Origin of the sequence: Oricola sp., assembly GCF_965230365.1 — a bacterium.
GTDB lineage: Bacteria > Pseudomonadota > Alphaproteobacteria > Rhizobiales > Rhizobiaceae > Oricola.
On the sequence record NZ_OZ246003.1, the window covers coordinates 2,126,949 to 2,141,536 of the forward strand.

Annotated in this window: 14 protein-coding genes and 1 pseudogene; 10 read left to right on the plus strand and 5 right to left on the minus strand. The window is 62.3% G+C overall.

Translation table 11 applies throughout. From position 1 onward, the window contains the following. Window positions 1-13: 13 nt before the first annotated feature. The 5 genes from ACO06R_RS10200 to ACO06R_RS10220 all read right to left on the minus strand — a co-directional run bounded on the left by ACO06R_RS10200 (window position 14) and on the right by ACO06R_RS10220 (window position 5,910). A complete protein-coding gene (locus ACO06R_RS10200) occupies window positions 14-1,948 on the minus strand; it encodes a nitric oxide reductase activation protein NorD (RefSeq protein ID WP_421848940.1) in 1,935 nt (644 codons plus the stop codon). A gap of 8 nt (window positions 1,949-1,956) precedes the next feature. Then, window positions 1,957-2,763 (minus strand): CbbQ/NirQ/NorQ/GpvN family protein, encoded by an 807-nt coding sequence (locus ACO06R_RS10205; RefSeq protein ID WP_421848943.1) that lies wholly within the window; start codon window positions 2,761-2,763, stop codon window positions 1,957-1,959. Between the two features lie 6 nt (window positions 2,764-2,769). Next, entirely contained in the window at window positions 2,770-4,146 is a 1,377-nt protein-coding gene (locus ACO06R_RS10210; RefSeq protein WP_421848946.1) for a cbb3-type cytochrome c oxidase subunit I, read from the minus strand. A 13-nt stretch (window positions 4,147-4,159) separates the two neighbouring features. After that, window positions 4,160-4,612, minus strand: a complete 453-nt coding sequence (locus ACO06R_RS10215; RefSeq protein ID WP_421848950.1) for a c-type cytochrome — start codon at window positions 4,610-4,612, stop codon at window positions 4,160-4,162. A 107-nt stretch (window positions 4,613-4,719) separates the two neighbouring features. Further along, the gene (locus ACO06R_RS10220; RefSeq protein ID WP_421848953.1) at window positions 4,720-5,910 is read right to left on the minus strand and encodes an NnrS family protein; all 1,191 of its coding nucleotides are present in this window, start codon (window positions 5,908-5,910) and stop codon (window positions 4,720-4,722) included. Between the two features lie 174 nt (window positions 5,911-6,084). Between ACO06R_RS10220 and ACO06R_RS10225 the strand changes: the two genes are divergently transcribed. The 10 genes and pseudogenes from ACO06R_RS10225 (at window position 6,085) to ACO06R_RS10270 (ending at window position 14,587) form a co-directional block, all read left to right on the plus strand. Beyond that, window positions 6,085-7,761 (plus strand): cytochrome D1 domain-containing protein, encoded by a 1,677-nt coding sequence (locus ACO06R_RS10225; protein WP_421848957.1) that lies wholly within the window; start codon window positions 6,085-6,087, stop codon window positions 7,759-7,761. 242 nt (window positions 7,762-8,003) lie between these two features. Further along, a pseudogene (locus ACO06R_RS10230) lies at window positions 8,004-8,495 on the plus strand (NapC/NirT family cytochrome c); the annotation flags it as partial. 75 nt (window positions 8,496-8,570) lie between these two features. After that, entirely contained in the window at window positions 8,571-9,725 is a 1,155-nt protein-coding gene (locus tag ACO06R_RS10235; RefSeq protein ID WP_421859336.1) for an ethylbenzene dehydrogenase-related protein, read from the plus strand. A gap of 56 nt (window positions 9,726-9,781) precedes the next feature. After that, complete coding sequence (locus ACO06R_RS10240; RefSeq protein ID WP_421848960.1) at window positions 9,782-10,201, plus strand: cupredoxin domain-containing protein; 420 nt, start codon at window positions 9,782-9,784, stop codon at window positions 10,199-10,201. Between the two features lie 194 nt (window positions 10,202-10,395). Beyond that, on the plus strand, window positions 10,396-11,184 hold the full coding sequence (gene cobA / locus ACO06R_RS10245; RefSeq protein WP_421848963.1) for a uroporphyrinogen-III C-methyltransferase: 789 nt from the start codon (window positions 10,396-10,398) through the stop codon (window positions 11,182-11,184). Then, on the plus strand, window positions 11,177-11,488 hold the full coding sequence (locus ACO06R_RS10250) for a c-type cytochrome (protein ID WP_421848966.1): 312 nt from the start codon (window positions 11,177-11,179) through the stop codon (window positions 11,486-11,488). Before cobA ends, ACO06R_RS10250 begins: the two co-directional genes overlap by 8 nt. Before the next feature lie 4 nt (window positions 11,489-11,492). Further along, the gene (locus ACO06R_RS10255) at window positions 11,493-12,659 is read left to right on the plus strand and encodes a cytochrome D1 domain-containing protein (RefSeq protein WP_421848968.1); all 1,167 of its coding nucleotides are present in this window, start codon (window positions 11,493-11,495) and stop codon (window positions 12,657-12,659) included. A gap of 4 nt (window positions 12,660-12,663) precedes the next feature. Next, entirely contained in the window at window positions 12,664-13,659 is a 996-nt protein-coding gene (locus ACO06R_RS10260) for an Lrp/AsnC family transcriptional regulator (protein WP_421848970.1), read from the plus strand. After that, complete coding sequence (locus tag ACO06R_RS10265) at window positions 13,656-14,105, plus strand: Lrp/AsnC family transcriptional regulator (RefSeq protein WP_421848973.1); 450 nt, start codon at window positions 13,656-13,658, stop codon at window positions 14,103-14,105. Before ACO06R_RS10260 ends, ACO06R_RS10265 begins: the two co-directional genes overlap by 4 nt. Continuing rightward, the gene (locus ACO06R_RS10270; protein ID WP_421848976.1) at window positions 14,102-14,587 is read left to right on the plus strand and encodes an AsnC family transcriptional regulator; all 486 of its coding nucleotides are present in this window, start codon (window positions 14,102-14,104) and stop codon (window positions 14,585-14,587) included. Before ACO06R_RS10265 ends, ACO06R_RS10270 begins: the two co-directional genes overlap by 4 nt. The last annotated feature ends 1 nt before the right edge of the window (window position 14,588 follow it).

Sequence of the window (14,588 nt, forward strand, 5' to 3'; positions counted from 1 at the left end):
TTACCGGCCGCTTCTAGCGGCCGACGATAATCCGGTAGATGTCCGGCAGGGCGGCGGTGAGCCGGTTGGGATCGGGTACGACAGCAAATCCGGATTGACCGAACATGCGCGTGAAGCTTGCCTTGGCGCGCGCATCCACCGTAACCGCAAAGACGGCATGACCGTCGCGCCGCGCTTCGCGCACGGCCATGCGGGTATCCTCCACGCCGTGCCGGCCCTCGTAGTGATCGAGGTCGTTGGGTTTTCCGTCGGTCAGAACCAGCAGGAGGCGACGTTTTCGCGCCTGCTTTGCCAGACCGGCCGATGCATGGCGGATCGCCGCGCCCATGCGGGTGTAGAAGCCCGGCCTGAGGCTGGCGATGCGCGCCTCGACGAGCGAAGACATGGGCGAACTGAAATCCTTGCAGCGGGTCAGGTAGACGCGGTCGCGACGCAGCGAGGAGAAGGCGTCGATGCAGAACTCGTCGCCGCAGGCATCCAGCCCCCAGGCAAGTGCCGTCAGTGCCTCGCGTTCGATCTCAATAACCTGCCGGCCGGAGACGGCGCTTTCTGTCGAGCGAGAGATATCGAGCAGGATCGAGACGGCAAGATCGCGCGCCTGCGCGCGGCTCTGCCTCCAGATGCGGTCGCTGCCTTCGCCACGCACCTGAAGATCGACCTGCGCACGAACGCATGCGTCGAGATCAAGTTCCTCGCCATCGGGCTGCCCTGGAAGAACGACGCGGCCCGGGCGCAGCGCTTCGAACTGCCGGCGCACGGCGTCAATGCGGCGCCGTGCGGCCAGATCGCGGATTTCGGGAGCTTCGGCCGGCTCGGCCCAGTCAGCGAGCACCCGGACATGATCTGGCAGATACTGGCCACGCCGCGCCTCCCATTCGGGATAGGTCAGAACATCCGACAACGCTTCGCGGTCGGCATCTTCCGGCGCGAGATCGAGATGCAGCTTCAGGCGGGTTGCCGGCGCCTTGGCGACCTGGCCGAGGCCGATCTCGTCTTGATCGTCGGCGGCCTTTTTCGCGTCGTCATTGTCGTCATCGTCGACGCGGCGGTTCAGGTTCAGGAATTCGGCCCAACTGAGGATCGCTTCGAATTTGTGCAGGATCAGGCTGTCTTGCCGCGCTGCCTGGTCGGATTTGCGCCGCCGGGCGCGGTGCATGCGCTCGCCGGCTTCCTCGGCGGTCCCATCGGAGGGGGGGCTGTCGTCTTCGGTGGCTGCTCCGGCTTCCACGGCAACGAGGCCCGGCCAGATCGGAACCGGTATGAAAGGCCGGTAGCCGCGAGCAGCGGGCGGGAGATCGTCTAGGGAGCCGGTTTCGACCGCCTTGGCAATGGTTGCTGCCAGTCCCGTGACTTGGTCGTTCGCGCCAAGCCGGCTGCGAATGACGGTCTCGACTGCTGTTTCCTGGGTCGGCAATTTGCGAATAGGGCGGAATGCCAGCACGCCTTCGGTGAGTGCCTTGTGCAGCGGAACCAACCCCGGCAACTCGTGGTGGACGGCTTGCGTCATTCGCGTGGCCGCGCGGATCGCGACGATGTCGCGATGCAGAGGGTCTTCCACATGCTCGAAGTCGGGAGAATGGGCGGCGGCGGCCGTCAGCCACACATACAGAGCCGCATTCGCTTCGCGCGCTGGGAATGCGGCGAGTTGCTCAGGCAACCGCAACACTTCGCCGTCAAAGGAGGCGCGCGCATAACGTTCGACCTCGGTACCCAGCCGACGGCGCCAGCCAAGCCGGTGGTCGACGGCTTCTGCGGATGAGGGGCGCAGCTCGACGGCCGGGTCGCCGCCGAGCGCGCGGAAAAACACGGCCAGACGTCCCGAGACTTCCGTCAGTCTGACGGCTGCGCCCAAAAACACTTCGGGCGCGTCGAGACGGCTGGCCAGCGCGTGCCACAGTTTCCCGACGGTTTCTTCGGGTTCCCATGGCTCGATTTCGATCTTGCTCACGCCGTGCCTCACCCAAATACGGCGGTTACAAGATCGAGAAGTCCGCGCTTGACATCATCGTCCTCAGTAAGGGGCTCGATCATGGCTGTACGGACAGCGCGGTCCACCGGCATGCCAGTGGAAATCAAGGTCGCCGCGTAGACAACGAGGCGGGTCGACACACCCTCTTCGAGATCCTGGCCCTTGAGGCCGCGCAGTTTGACGGCGAGGCGCACCAGTTGCTTGACGCGATTACGCGACAGGCCGCTTTCGTCGGCAATGATCTCGGTTTCGCGATCGGGCGACGGAAAGTCGAACTCGAGCGAAAGGAAGCGCTGACGGGTAGAGGGTTTCAGCGTCTTGAGGATGTTCTGGTAACCGGGGTTGTAGGAGGCGACGAGCATGAAGCCGGGTGCGGCCTCGATCTCCTCCCCGGTGCGGTCGATCGGCAGGATACGCCGATCGTCGGTGAGCGGGTGGACAACGACGGTGACGTCCTTGCGGGCCTCCACGACCTCGTCGAGGTAGCAGATTGCGCCTTCGCGCACTGCCCGTGTCAGCGGACCGTCGACCCAAGCCGTTTCTCCGCCTTTCAGCAGGTAGCGTCCGACAAGATCGGCCGCTGTCAGGTCGTCGTGGCAGGCGACCGTGTAGAGGCGGCGGCCGAGGCGCGCGGCCATGTGGGCCACAAATCTCGTCTTGCCACACCCGGTCGGGCCCTTGAGGAGAAGTGGCAGCTTGTTTGCGTAAGCGGCCTGAAAAACTTCGCATTCGTCGCCCTGGGGGAGGTAGAACGGGGCCGTGGCCCCGTTCAGATATGTGCTGGACATATTCATCGTCTCTTACTCCGCCGGCACGTCGTTGGCAGCCGGATCGTAGGGATCGATCACTTCGCGCATCGGCACGAACACGGCGTATATGAAGAGGAATGCGCCCACCACGAACACCGCGCCTGCACCGAACCGCATCCAGAAGAAGATCGAGATCTCGTCCTGAACGCTCATGAAATCCATTCCCATGACCCGCTGCAGGTGCGTTTGGACGGTGCCTGCGAAGGTCAGCACGAAGGTCATGAAGGTCATGCCCGATGCCATCAGCCAGAAGGAAGCCATGTTAAGGACCTGATTGTAGGGATCGCGTCCCAGCAGGATCGGCATGGCATAGGTGATGATCGCCAGGTTCAGCGACACATAAGCGCCGAAGAAGGCTAGGTGACCGTGCGCGGCGGTAATCTGCGTGCCGTGCGTGTAGAAGTTCACGCCGTGCAGTGTGTGCAGGAAACCCCAGACGCCGGCGCCGAAGAAGGCCAGCGTCGCACATCCCAGGCTCCACAAAAGGGCTGCCTTGTTGGGATGGTCGCGGCGACCCTTCCAGACCATGACGAAGGCAAAGGCCATCATCGCGAAGAAGGGAATGACTTCGAGCGACGAGAAGATCGAGCCGATCCACTGCCAGTAGCCGGGCGTGCCGATCCAGTAGTAGTGGTGGCCGGTCCCCAGGATACCGGAGAACAGCGCAGCCGCGACGATGACATAGAGCCATTTCTCGACGACCTCACGGTCAACGCCGGTCAGCTTGAGCATCAGGTAGGCGAGAATCGATGCCATTATCAGTTCCCACACGCCCTCGACCCACAGGTGCACGACGTACCACCAGTACTGCTTGTCGAGCGACAAGTTGGACGGGTTGTAGAATGAGAACAGGAACAAGAGCGCCAATCCCCACAGGCCGAGCAACAGGATGTTGGTGATGGCTGTCTTGCGGCCCTGCAACACCGTCATGGTGACGTTGTAGAGGAAGATCAGCGCGGCCACGACGATACCCGCCTTGACCCATTTCGGCTGTTCGAGGAATTCGCGGCCTTCCTTGCCGAGCAACCAGTTGCCTTCAAACAGGTTGAAGACGTAGGTCACGACGACGGCGAGGGTGCCGAGGACGAGAATTGCCAGCTGCAGGTAAGCGAGCATCGGCGAGTGGATTTCGCGTTCGCTCTCCTCGGGCAGCAGGAAGTAAGCCGCACCGAAGAACCCGAGCAGCAGCCAAACGATCAGGCTGTTGGTGTGCAGCATGCGGATCGTGTTGAAGGGTAGCAATTCGGAAAGGGTGTTGGGTGCCACATAGACCCAGCCTGCGAGGAGGCCGCCCAACACCTGGATGGCAAAAAGGGCAAGCGCCGCCGCAAAGTAGATATATGCGATCTTTTGGCTTTCATATTTCATGGCGTTCAGCTCCTTAGCCGGCATCCGTGGGCGGCCAGCCCTGGGTGTCGATCTTGTTCGTCCAGATCAGGAAGTTCGTGAGATCGCGGATTTCCTGGTCGGTCAGCTCGAACCGCGGCATCTGGCGCCGGCCTTCGATGCCGGTCGGCATGGATTCCATCCAGCTCTTCATGACCTCGAAAGCTGCTTCCGGATCGTCAAGGACGCCCCAACGGGTCATCACATTGCCGACTTCCGGGGCGTAGTAGGCGCCTTCGCCGAGGATGGAATGGCAGTTGATACAGGTGTTATCTTCCCAGACCCGCTTGCCCCGGGCGACGCTGTCAGTGAGTTCCATCGATGCAGTCGACACATTGACGATGTAAAGATGGCTGTGCACGGACAGAGCCAGGAAGATGACGATGAAAAACAGTGACCCGCCATAAAATATGTTGCGCGCCATGCTCTTCGTCATGACTTCTTTCATTGAATTGCTCCTTCTCAGAAGGTTTAGGCGTTCACAGGGTGCGGCTTGGCCGGCAGTGGGGCCTTAACCAACGTCAAGACCCTGTGGGGATTGTCGATGGGGAGCGTTCAGTCCGACAGCTTCGGGCCGAGAATTGCCGGTAGCATCGCCAAAACGAAGATCGTCATGGCGGCGATCCAGAAAGCGCCGGAAACCAGCATCGCGGCAAAGTAGTGCTCGATCGCCGCCGACGAGCCGATCCAGCGGGCAATGGCGGCCAGGGCCATGCAACCATAGGCGACGACGATGGGCGCGGGTGCGACCAGCGGGCGGCCGGTGTGGCCGAGAATCGCGCGACTCATCACCGCGAGCGTCATGCCGCCGACGGCACCGATTCCCAGGATATGCAGCGCGGCGATCTCGCTTCCAAAACCGAGCCATGCGATGCCCAGCAGGACATATCCGATGGCCAGCATGGCAAACGCGACGTGCATGCTCCACAGAATCGGCTTGCCGAGCGTCCAGGCGCTGCGCCAGCCCGATAGCCGCGCCAGCTGTGCCGCACCGCAGAGCAGCGCAAGCACGCCGGCCCAATGGTCCGCAAAACCAGCGAGTACAGCGAGCGGAACGAGGATCGCCAGGGCGACACCGGCTCCGTCAAAGGGTCTGCGTGACTCGGGCAGGCGGGAGACCAGTCCGGCGCGGTTCATCGCATTGCGCGTGAAGGCCGGCGTGATTCGCCCACCGAGGACAGCAATAATGGCGCATACGCTGAGCAGGCCCGCGCGCAGTCCGGTTTCTGCGCCCGGGCCGCCGAGACCGGTCCAGTCGGCATGAACAGCGAGGTTCGATAGCCAGAGCAGCGTCAGGAGCGCGAGGAACATCATGTTCTGCGGCTTCGGGCGGCGCAGCAACTGGGTCAGGATCTTGGCGGCCAGAACGGGAAGAAATGCCAGATCGATAGCCGCTACCGCAAAGGCGGGTATGCTGGCGGACATCCAGACCGCGATCCGGCCAGCAAGCCACAAGGTCGCGGCAAGGCCGATGAAATCATGGCGCGCTGCGCGCGCGCCGGTCCAACTGGGCACCGCTGTCAAAAAGAAACCGCCCAGCGCCGCGCCGGCATAGCCGAACACCATCTCATGGGCATGCCATACCGAGGGTGGGTGCGCGAAGGCGTGAGCGGTGACCATTCCGCCGAAGGCATGAACACCGAGCCAGCCTTCCCAATAGAGCGCCGACAGCATCCCGAAGACACCGGCGGCGAGAAAGAACAGGCGGAATCCATCGCCGAAGAGGCGGCCCAATGTGGCTCTCATGATGCGGCTCCAAGTATCGCGTTGCGGCAGGCAAACGAGCCGCTGGCAGGGTCTTTCATGCGCATGCCGAAAGCTTGCGTTGCGTCGCCATGACGCCCCTTGACGAAAGTCAAGGAAGCTGGGTCGGGGGTGCGCAATCTGAACCTCGCCTCACCAGCATTTGGAGTTTGGAGAATGACACATCCAAGAAAGACAACGGGAACAGGCTTCGCGCTAGCGTCTTGCCTGGCGCTGCTGATGGGCGGCGTGTCGGTGCCCGCCTTCGCTGAAGGGCCTACCTTGAGCGAGGAGGCCTTTGAGAGTTCCAAGCAGCTATACTTCGAAAGATGTGCAGGCTGTCACGGCGTTCTGCGCAAAGGCGCGACGGGCAAGAACCTAGAACCAGCATGGAAGAAGACCGCCAAGGACGGCACAGTCACCGAAGGTGGCACGCTGAAACTCGGCCAGGAGCGTCTCGAAAAGATCATCTCCTGGGGTACCGAAGGCGGCATGAACAACTTCTCGGACATCATGACCGAGCAGGAAATAAAGGACATGGCGACATACATTATGATGGAGCCGCCAAAGCCGCCGGAAATGTCGCTTGCCCAGATGGAAGCGACCCGCAAGGTGTATGTCGAACCGAAGGATTATCCGACCGAGCCGCTGCACGGCCGGAATTGGGAAAACTTCTTCGTCGTCATCGAGCGTGACGTAGGCAAGGTCGCTGTCGTCGACGGCGATACCAAGGAAGTGCTCGCGCATATTCCGACCGGATATGCTGTGCACGTTCTGAAAGCCTCCGAGCATCACTCGATCACCGAGCCCGAGCATCCCGGCCGTTTCTGGTACACAATGGGCCGCGACGGCAAGATGACCAAGATCGACCTCTGGCAGAACCCGGAGAACATGCTGGTTGCGGAAGTCAAGATTGCCTATGACGCCCGCGACGTCGCCGTGTCCGGCGATGGCAAATACGTCATCGGTGGCGGCTACTGGCCTCCGCACTTCGCAATCGTCGATGCAGAAACCATGGCGCCGAAGAAGGTCGTCTCCACGCGCGGCGTGAATGTCGACGGGGAGTATGTGGAAGAAAGCCGCGTCGCTGCCATCTACACCACCCCGAACGAGCCGACCTGGATCGTCGCGGTCAAGGAACTCGGCCAGCTCTGGCAGGTCGACTACACCGATCTCGACAACCTTCGCATCGACAAGATCAACTCCGCCAAGTTCCTGCATGACGGCTTCTTCGATCCGTCTGGCCGGTATTTCCAGATCGCGGCGAACGCATCGAACAAGATGGTCGTCGTCGATACGGAGACCCACAAGCTCGAGGCGATGATCGACACTGCCGCTCTGCCGCACCCCGGCCCGGGCGCCAACTGGGTTGATCCGAATTGCGGTCCGGTCGGCGGCACGACCCACCTGGGTGAAGGTACGGTCACGGTTTGGGGGAACGACCCGGCCGGCCATCCGGAACAGGCCTGGAAGGTCTGCTACGAGGTCGAGACCGATGGTGCCGGCCTCTTTATCCGGACCCATCCGAACTCGAAGTACATCTGGGCGGACCAGACCAAGCACCCGGAACCCGAAGTACAGCAGTCGGTTCAGGTGATCTCGAAAGAGACCGGCGAGATCGTGGAAACGATCCAGATTACCGAGGAAGAAGGTAACGTCGCTGTCCACATCGAGTTCAACCAGGACGGCTCGGAAGTCTGGGTCTCCAAATGGAATCGGGCAACCTCGAAGGAACCGAACGGCGAGATCGTCATTTTCGACGCCGAGACGCTTGAAGAAAAAGCACGGGTCAAGGGCCTCTTCGCCCCGACCGGCAAGTTCAACGTCTACAACCGTTCCAATCACGTCACCTGATGTGACCTCGCGCTTTGGAAGGGCTGGCAACTCGCCCGCCCTTCCTTTTTTCCAGCCTGGTTCGGGGTGCGGGCGCTGAATGATGCGAAGCTCAGGCGACAGCTCCCGGCAACCCTGCAATCCGATTGCCTGCGGCCTCAGAACACGGGCCAGAAGAATTACGACTACGGAGCCCGGATATGACCGAGAGCAATCCAAGCGAACAAAGAAAGCCGGCCTGGCGCCGCTACCTGCTGTTGGGCATGCCCATCGGCGGTGTGGCGGTCATGTTTACCGCCGGTATCGTTTTTTGGGGCGGTTTCAACACCGTCATGGAAGCCACCAACACCAAGCAATTCTGCATCTCCTGTCACGAGATGCGCGACTTCGTCTACGAGGAGTACAAGGGCACGATCCACGACGTGAACCGTTCCGGTGTCGGCGCGATCTGCTCGGACTGCCACGTGCCTAAAGACTGGACGCACAAGATGATCCGCAAGGTTCAAGCGTCCAAGGAACTCTGGGGCAAGATGGTCGGCAGCATCAACACCGAAGAGAAGTTCGAGGAAAAACGGCTCGAACTGGCGATGCATGAATGGGAGCGGATGAAAGGCAATGATTCGCGCGAATGCCGCAATTGCCACGACTTCAAGTCGATGATGCCGGAGTTCCAGAAGCCACGCGCCCGCCAGCAGCACCTCAATGCCATGTCGACGGGACAGACCTGTATCGACTGCCACAAGGGCGTCGCCCATTCCGATTTGCGCGACCGTGCCGACGACGAGTATCTCGAGGCGCTCGAGGCGCCCAACCCGCGGTTCATCCGCGAGGTGCCGGAAGCCTACCGGGTCAGTCTGGCCAAGATAGAGGCGCAGGAAGCCGAGCAGGCTGCGGCGAACAAGGCCGAACAGAAGGCGCGGCAAGAGGCCGTCCAGGCACAGATCGCCGCTGCCGTCGAGGCCGCGATCACCGAAGAGCGCGCCATGGCGGCCGGCAAGGCAGCGGCTAGCGCGGAAGGTGGCAATGTTGCACCCAATGTCGATTGGGGGGCGGTGCCGTCAACCGACCTGACGCTGATCTACCCCGGCCAGGCCTCGTTCGAGTGGGTCCAGAACGGCAAGCAGCATGGTGGGGCAAGACCGCTGACCAAGGGCGGCGATTCGTGCATGACCTGCCACGCCGCGGAACTGGAGGCGATCGGCACCAAAATCGTCGCCGGCGGCGATCTCGAGCCCACGCCAATCCCCGGCAAACGCGGCACGATCGACGCCACGATCCAAGCGGCGCACGATGCCAACAACCTCTATGTGCGCATCGAATGGCCGGATGCCGGCCATCATCCGGCTCCCTTCGTAGAGGGTGGCAAGATGGATCCGGACAACCGGATCAAGGTCGCCATGATGATCGCGGGCAACGATATCGAGATGGGCGAAACGACCGGCTGTTGGTCATCCTGTCACGCGGACAACGCGTACATGCCGTTCGATCCCGGCGCAGAGACTATCCAGGGCAATGCCGAGGTTGCCGGTCAACTCGAGGCTGGTAAGGCGATCACGAAGTATCTGAGCGAAAGCCGTACCAAGATCGAGATCCGCGGCCGGCGCGGCAAGGCCCAGGGTGGTTGGGACAAGCTGAAGACGCCGGAAGAGATCGACGAATTGCTGGCTGCTGGCACCTATCTCGATCTGCTCAGGGTCTTTGAGGACGGCACAGCCAGCAACGGCTATCTGCTTGAGCGCCGCGTCGTCAATGACGGAGAGATGGCGGCCGAGGCCAATTTGTCGGCCGGTGTCTGGACGGTGGTATTCTCGCGACCGCTCAACTCCGGCGCGCCTGGCGATGTGCCGATCGAGGCGGGCAAGACCTACACAGTCGGTTTTGCCATCCACGATGATTATGCGGCGGCCCGGTTCCACCACGTGACGCTGAATACCAGCCTCGCGCTGAGCGACGAGACAGCGCAGATCAACGCGGTCGCGCAATGAACCGGACGAGGCGGTCCGAACGGACCGCCTCGCGATTCCAGCAAAGGAGAGGTCGTATGACTGTCAAGCGCATTTGCATACCGGTTGCCCTGACGGCGTTGCTGGCTACCGCGCCGATGGCACTCGGCGATGACAAGACCGAGGATACGTGTGCGGAAGCCGAGGAGCGGTATGTCGAGATGTTCGGCGGGCCATCGGCGGCCGTCGAGGATGCGGTCATCGTCACGATGTACAAGTACAGGTTCTGTCCCGAACATCTCGTCGTTCCAGTCGGAACGACTGTGCGCTGGGTCAATGTCGACAAGCGCACGAGTCACAGCGTCCACCTGAAGGATGCCGGCGAACCCGAATCGGACCGGCTGTTCCCGGAAGACACGTTCGAGTTCACGTTCTGGCATGCCGGCGACCAGCAATATCTTTGCGGCCCGCATTGGGAGACGCAGGAGATGATCGGCATGGTCACGGTGGAGCCGTGAGAGACAACGAAAAACCATGGCCTGGCTTAACCAAGGTCAAACAGCCCCGGCGCGAACCGGTCAATGATGATCTGGCGAGGCGCCCTTTCACGCTCCGGGCCGGTTTTCAAACGATTCTTGAAGCCGGTTTTAAGCGAGACCGCGCTTCGCGGGGAACCATTCGGTTCAAGACATTTCGATAAGCGAGGTCGCAAATGACTGGTAAAGTCTTCCTCATAGGCGCGGGACCGGGTGACCCGGAACTCCTGACGGTCCGGGCCGTTCGCCGGATCAATGAAGCCGACGTCATCGTCCACGACCGGCTGGTTTCGCCAGACATCATCAAATTGGGCCGTCCAGGCGTGCGGCGGATACCGGTCGGCAAGTGTGCGGGGTCGCACCCTGTGCCGCAGGAGCGGATCAACGACATCCTGGTCGAGCTTGCCGGCGAAGGCGCAACGGTCGTTCGCCTGAAGGGCGGCGATCCGTTCATTTTCGGTCGCGGCTCGGAAGAGGCCGCCGCATTGCGCGCCGCCGGCATCCCGGTTGAGGTGGTGCCAGGTATCACCGCAGCGCAGGGAACCGCGGCCTCTACCGGCGTTCCGCTGACACATCGCGGATTGGCCACGGGCGTGCGCTATGTAACCGGCCACCGCCGGGCCGACGAGCCGCTCGATCTCGACTGGAAAAGCCTTGCCGACCCGGACACCACGCTCGTCGTCTATATGGGCGCGGCCAATATCGGCGAGATCGCGTCCAACCTGATTGCTGCCGGCATGCCGCGGCATCTACCGGTTCTTGCCGTTTCCGAGGCTACAACCCCAAACGAACAACAGATGCGCTCATGGCTCGACAGCATTGGCATGGATGTCGAGGCGCATCCGATGCCGAGCCCCGTGCTGTTCATCATCGGGCGCGTGGCCGACATGGCCGTTGTAAATGACGACATTATCCCGGAAGCGGCGACGCGCGCTTCGCGGAGCTTCGAGATTATCCATGCCTAGAGCATTCGCGATCATCGTGCTGACCGGATTGATTGCGCAGCCGGCGATTTGCGCGGAGGACGCGGTCGATTCCGAGCGGCTCGAACGCTTGGTCCTGCAGGACTGCGGTTCGTGCCATGGCCTGACGCGCAGGGGCGGGTTGGGCTCGGATCTGCGCGCCGAAAGCCTGTCGCACTGGGATGCGGACGATCTCGCGGAACTGATCCTCGACGGCATTCCGGGAACCGCAATGCCGCCTTGGCGTCCGATCATGAGCGATGCCGAAGCGCGGTGGATTGCCGATTATCTTCTGACCACGGAGTAGGGCCATGAAAAGCGCCGCTGCTGTTTTCCTTCTTGCAATCGTCGTGATGATTTCGGCCCGGATCAGCCCTACGGTTGCCGCCGAGCTGCGTAGTACCGGCGGGCTTGCCGTGGTGATCGAGCGAACGACCGGCAGCGTGCTGATCGTCGAACGCGGCAGCCGCCAAGTGCTCGATCGTGTTGAAGGCTTTGGCGACCTGTCGCATGCTTCGGTCGTCTTTTCCGCAGATGCGCGCTTCGCTTTCGTGTTCGGACGGGATGGCGGACTGACCAAGCTCGATCTTTTGACCGGCGAGATCGTCGGCCGCGTGATCCAGGCGGGCAATTCGATCGGTGGCGCGATTTCCGACGACGGCGCGCTAGTCGCGGTCGCCAATTACGAGCCGGGCGGTGTGCGGGTCTTCGACGCGGAGACGCTGGAGCCGGTCGCCGATTTTGATACCGGCGCAAAGACCATCGGACTTGTCGAGGCGCCGGGCCGCCGCTTCGTGTTCACGACGTGGGATACCGCTGAAACGTGGATCGCCGATATGTCGGCGCCGGAGCCCTCCGTGACCATCGTGCCTGACATCGGCGCCAATCCGTATGACGCGCTGCTGTCGCCGGATGGCCGGACCTACATCGCCGGGCTGTTTGGCGAGGACGGTCTGACGATGCTCGATCTTTGGGAAGAGAAACCGACGCCGCGCCGCATATTGCCTGGCTACGGACGGGGCGAGGAACCGCTGCCGGTCTACAAGATGCCGCATCTGGAGGGATGGGCACGCGCCGGCGGCCGCTTCGTGCTGCCGGCAATTGGCCGTCACGAGGTGCTTTGGGTCGATGCGGCGAGCTTTGAGGAAGTGGCACGCACCGAGACCCATGGCCAACCCGTGTTCGCGGTGGCGCGGCCCGGCGGGCGACAGGTCTGGGTGAACTTCGCGCATCCGCGCAACGACACGATCCAGGTTGTCGATACGGTGACCGGCGAAATCGTGAAAACCCTTAAGCCCGGCCCGGCTGTGCTGCACATGGAGTTCGCGCCGCGGGGAGACGAGGTCTGGGTGTCGGTTCGCGACGAGGACAAGGTGCGTGTCTACGACGCCGAAACCTTCGCGATCACCGGCGAGATCGCCGCCGGCACGCCGTCTGGCATATTCTTCACCGCGCGGGCGCACCGGATAGGGCTCTGAGATCATGCAAACCGAAATTCACGATATCGAAGGCAGGCTGCTCAACGATTTCCAGCGCGATGTGCCTGTCGTGCCGCAGCCATTCGAAGCGATCGGTGCGCAGATCGGTCTTTCCGAGAACGAGGTGATCGAACGCCTCGGCGCACTCTCGCAAAGGGGCGCGATATCCCGCTTCGGCGCGACCTGCCGTCCGAACACGGTGGCTGCCAGCACGCTCGCCGCCGTGGCGGCGCCGCAATGGGGCGTCGAACCGGTCGCGGCAGCGATCAACGCCCATGATGGCGTCAATCACTCCTATCTGCGCGAGCATCACTGGAACATCTGGTTTGTGGCGACGGGGCCGGACAGGGCGCATGTCGATGGCGTTCTGGCCTCGATCGAGCGCGAGACCGGCCTGCGCGTCCTCGACCTGCCGCTGATCGAGCCGTTCAACATCGATCTGGGATTCGATCTGCGCGGCGAGCGGGCGGGAATGGTCCACAACCGCGGAAAGCAGCCAACCCGCGAGATCGGGGCGCGAGACCGTTGCCTGATGCAGGCACTGTCGTCGGGACTGCCGCTGGTGCCGCGTCCCTACGCGATGCTCGAGCAGCAATGCGGACTGGACGAGGCCGAGGCGATTGCCCGCACCAGCCGGTTGGTCGAAGATGGCTTTATCGCACGGATCGGCGTGATCGTCCGGCACCGGGCGCTGGGCTGGCGCGCAAACGCCATGGTCGTCTGGAAGCTGCCGCCCGAAGACGCTTCCAGGATCGGGCCCGAAATCGCCAAGGTTCCCGGCATCACGCTCTGCTACAGGCGGAGGGCTATCCCGGATATCTGGCCTTATACGCTATACAACATGATCCACGGGCGCAGCCGAGAGGACGCGCTCAAGGTGCTTGACGAGGCCCGCAGGCTGCCCGGTCTCAAGGGTGTCGAGCATAAGGTTTTGTTTTCGCTGCGCTGCTTCAAGCAAACCGGCGCGCTTATCGACTCGAAAGCGAAAGCCAAGTCATGAAACTGGATGCCACCGACCGCCGCCTGCTGAACGCGCTGCAGGACGACTTTCCAATCGGGCCGTCTCCGTTCGCCGAAGTCGGGCGCATGCTGGACTTGCCGGCGGATGAGGTGATCGAACGGATCTCGCGCATGAAAGAAGCCGGCTACATCACGCGGTTCGGCCCGTTTTTCGATGCAGCCGCGATCGGCGGCGCGTTCTGCCTGTGCGCCATGCAGGTGCCCGACGAGCAATTCGAAACCGTCTTAACCAAAGTCAACGCGCACAGGGAGGTGGCGCACAATTATGAACGTGCGCACCGGCTGAACATGTGGTTCGTCCTGGCCACGGAAACCGAGGAGGCAATTGAGACCGTCCGGGCGCGTATCGAGGCGGAAACGGGAATTGCCGTGCTGGCGTTTCCCAAGCTCCGTGAATTTTACATCGGCTTCCGGGTAGCGGCATGACACTGGACGAAACAGATCGGGCGATCATCGCCGAAACCCAGGCAGGCCTACCGCTTGTCGCCGAGCCCTACAAGGCTGTGGCGGAAGCCCTCGGCCTTGCCGAAGACGATGTGGTTGCACGGATGCGGGCCATGAAGGATCGCGGAGCCATACGCCGGGTTGCCATTGCACCCAATCACTATCGCCTCGGTTTGACGGCGAACGGCATGACCGTCTGGGACGTCGATGATGCCGTTGCCGCCGAGTTGGGGGCCAGGATCGGCGCTCTCGAATTCATTTCGCACTGCTACCTTCGGCCGAGAGCATTGCCGACCTGGCCTTACAACCTTTTCGCCATGGTGCATGGCACATCACGCGAAGAGGTGGAAGCCAAACGCACCGAAATCGCGGCCATTCTGGGGTCGGCATGCCGGGCTTCCGACACGCTCTACTCCAAACGCATCCTCAAGAAGACCGGCCTTCGCTTGGCCGGGGGGAGATAAC

Bases quoted from the DNA above. Each gene is read 5' to 3' on its own strand.
- ACO06R_RS10205 (WP_421848943.1), bottom strand. From the start codon at position 2,763: ATGAATATGTCCAGCACATATCTGAACGGGGCCACGGCCCCGTTCTAC.
- ACO06R_RS10210 (WP_421848946.1), bottom strand. From the start codon at position 4,146: ATGAAATATGAAAGCCAAAAGATCGCATATATCTACTTTGCGGCGGCG.
- ACO06R_RS10215 (WP_421848950.1), bottom strand. From the start codon at position 4,612: ATGAAAGAAGTCATGACGAAGAGCATGGCGCGCAACATATTTTATGGC.
- ACO06R_RS10220 (WP_421848953.1), bottom strand. From the start codon at position 5,910: ATGAGAGCCACATTGGGCCGCCTCTTCGGCGATGGATTCCGCCTGTTC.
- ACO06R_RS10225 (WP_421848957.1), top strand. From the start codon at position 6,085: ATGACACATCCAAGAAAGACAACGGGAACAGGCTTCGCGCTAGCGTCT.
- ACO06R_RS10240 (WP_421848960.1), top strand. From the start codon at position 9,782: ATGACTGTCAAGCGCATTTGCATACCGGTTGCCCTGACGGCGTTGCTG.
- cobA (WP_421848963.1), top strand. From the start codon at position 10,396: ATGACTGGTAAAGTCTTCCTCATAGGCGCGGGACCGGGTGACCCGGAA.
- ACO06R_RS10250 (WP_421848966.1), top strand. From the start codon at position 11,177: ATGCCTAGAGCATTCGCGATCATCGTGCTGACCGGATTGATTGCGCAG.
- ACO06R_RS10255 (WP_421848968.1), top strand. From the start codon at position 11,493: ATGAAAAGCGCCGCTGCTGTTTTCCTTCTTGCAATCGTCGTGATGATT.
- ACO06R_RS10260 (WP_421848970.1), top strand. From the start codon at position 12,664: ATGCAAACCGAAATTCACGATATCGAAGGCAGGCTGCTCAACGATTTC.
- ACO06R_RS10265 (WP_421848973.1), top strand. From the start codon at position 13,656: ATGAAACTGGATGCCACCGACCGCCGCCTGCTGAACGCGCTGCAGGAC.
- ACO06R_RS10270 (WP_421848976.1), top strand. From the start codon at position 14,102: ATGACACTGGACGAAACAGATCGGGCGATCATCGCCGAAACCCAGGCA.